Below are 2751 nucleotides of genomic sequence, written 5' to 3' on the forward strand. Positions count from 1 at the left end.
ACTAGGAGCCGTGTGAAGGGAAACTTTCACGCACGGTTCTGAATGGGAGGGGATGGAGGCGACTCCATTCTCGACCCCTAATCGGGGACTTGAACAGGTTTTCGCCAAAATGAGAATTGCTGCGGGGCTTGTATCCCATTAGCTTTGGTCAAAAGTAGGGTAAACTTAAATATTGTGATACTCCAGCGCTCCAGATAGCCCATTCCATTGTGATCGGGTCAGATGAATTGGTGCGGTGTGTGCTACCATGTTCAAGCGTAATTATAACCAGCGGGGACTGCTATCGTCACATTTGGAGAAAATATTGGATAGTGGGGCTAGGCGGAATACTCACTATAAAAGGCTCGAACCCGATAAGCGGTGGTAATACACGAGCTTGTGGGAGAAGCCCGCACCATAATCTGGCATCAGTGTCGGGAGTACCTCACTAAAGGTCAGTCAACAACCCACTGTTAACATCGAAAACCAGAATATGATTAAACCTAGGAATAAAGCTTAAACAGCATCAGAGGATAATCACCGTGCTTTATTTAGCGGAAGTACAAAAGCAGAAAAGTGGTTTTATAGGTGGCGGTCGGGCTGAACTCAAGTTGCTGGTTTGTCAGCGGGGCGAGAACAATTGGAGCGCCGTACCGGGGGACGATCTGGTTCCGGCGGAGGATGCCAACAGCTATAAGGATGGCGCTCTAGTGTTAGTCGAACTCAATGCCAGCAAACAAGTTCAGCGCATCGAGGACGGCAAAAAACTGGTCAGAATTCTTGAAGATTTTTCCCGATTGCAAGACAGATTCAAAAATCAACAAGAAGAAATCGAACAGTGGAAAGAATCCCTCACCTACCAAACTCAAGAACTAAATCGCCGAGAACAAGAACTAAATCGCCGAGAAATGGAAATGGAATCTCGGCGAGAACAGATGGATCATCTGGAAGCTGAACTCGATAAGCTCGAACAACAGCGACAGAGCCTGGAAAGGAGCAAACAACAAGAGGAGAAACTGCGAGCTGAAATAGACAAGGCTCGCCACGAAGTTGAGAGTAGCCGATCGCAACTTGAAGAAGAAAAGCGATCGCTTGAGGAACAGCGGGCAGAACTGGAAACCCATAAAGGATTAAGCCCAGAAAAAGCCCAAGAAATGCAAGCACTTCTGGAGCTACTCTCAGGTGGTAACTCTATCGAGTCTCTCAGAGAATTGATAGAGCGAGCCCAAAACCAGATCAATGATGGCATCTCTGTAGGACAAACCTACCGTCAGCAAATGGAAGAACACCGCAACCGTGCTTCTGAGTTGCAGCAGGAGGTAGACCAAGTGACTACACTGCGCCATCAGTGGTCAGAATGGCATCAGTCCCACATCACGTTGTTAAATGATCGGGCACAACTGAACTCCCGCCAAAATCTGTTGGAATTCAATGAACAACAAATTCAGCGATTAGAACAAAATATTGAATACCGACAGGCCCTGTTAGAGCAACTGCAACGTCTTTCTGAGTCGGTTGCTAGTCGTTCCACTTCTGGAGTTAAGGTAGATACGGCACCCTTGCAGAAAATGCCCATTGAACAACTACAGGCGGAAGTTCAACGCTTGCAGGAAGAATGGGATCGATGGTTCCGCATGGTTAAAGAACAAGAAGAGGAACTCAAATACAAACAAGAGGAAATTGAGGAACTTCAACAGGAAATTAATCGGGCTTCTGGGAGCGTTCGCGCTCAGAAAGAATCGGATCTAGCCGATGAACAAGATGCCTATCAAATGCTGAATAAAACCCTAGAAGGACAGCGTCGGACTTTGGGGGAAAGGGAAGACCACATGAACCAGTATCAAGCGGTTTTGCTACAACGACAAGGTAGCGCCGGAACTGTTGATATGGGGGTTGCTCTTGGCTTTCCGTCAATTCTGGCTGCTATTGAAAAACAGCAGCAAGCCAGCCGAAGTGAACTTGAGCAGTTGCGCGATCGCACGGAACAATTAAAAACTGAAATTTCTAACACGGACGCGCAATTGTCCCAACAAGAAACTGAACAGGAACAGAAACGTCAGCAACTAGAAGCCCAAGAACAGAGTTGGATTAAACAAAAACAAACGTTAGCTGAAATTCAAGGTCGCGCTAATCTCTATGAAGAATTACTACCATCCCTTGAGGAAAACTGGAATAATTTACAAGAGCAGATCGAATCGTTGTTAACACAATTTAATCAAATTCAGGAACTCAGCCAACAGCAAACTCAAACACAAGGAGAACTTAGTCAACTAATATCTGGTCTGATTTCCTAAACTGAGGATGAAACCCAGAAACAAGTCATAAGTGCGAAACCTTCAGGCATGAAATAGGGTTGAAATACCTGAAATAGCCGCCTGGTGGGGGTTTCATCCCCTAGGCGGAATACAAGGAACGCACTCCTGACCGACCCCATAACTGTTTATATGTCCCTAAGTTTTGTATCCCAAGATACCAAAATTAGGCAGGGAACCCAAGGTCAACACGCTCTGTAACAAATCGGGTAGGGGTCGAGAATGGAGTCACCTCCATCCCCTCCCATTCAAAACCGTGCTTGAGATTTTCACCTCACACGGCTCCTGGTGTGGATGCCCACATTGTCAGTGGCACAGCGATACCAACCGCTGCTTTGTCCTTCTTTGTTCAGAGCTATAGCACAAGACAGAAAAGTTAGGACGTATAGCATTAGTCAAGGTGGTTAGGACGCAGCTTGGAGAACGGAATCCATGGCATCATGGAGAGAATCAAACTGCT

Annotated in this window: 1 protein-coding gene; it reads left to right on the top strand. The window is 46.5% G+C overall.

The window, feature by feature from the left end; genetic code table 11:
• Nucleotides 1–521 precede the first annotated feature (521 nt).
• A complete protein-coding gene (gene hmpF / locus ACTIE0_RS23745; protein ID WP_006620975.1) occupies nt 522–2273 on the top strand; it encodes a pilus motility taxis protein HmpF in 1752 nt (583 codons plus the stop codon).
• Nucleotides 2274–2751: the final 478 nt, after the last annotated feature.

The sequence above is a fragment of the Limnospira sp. genome, from assembly GCF_051859755.1.
Taxonomy (GTDB): Bacteria; Cyanobacteriota; Cyanobacteriia; order Cyanobacteriales; family Microcoleaceae; genus Limnospira; species Limnospira fusiformis.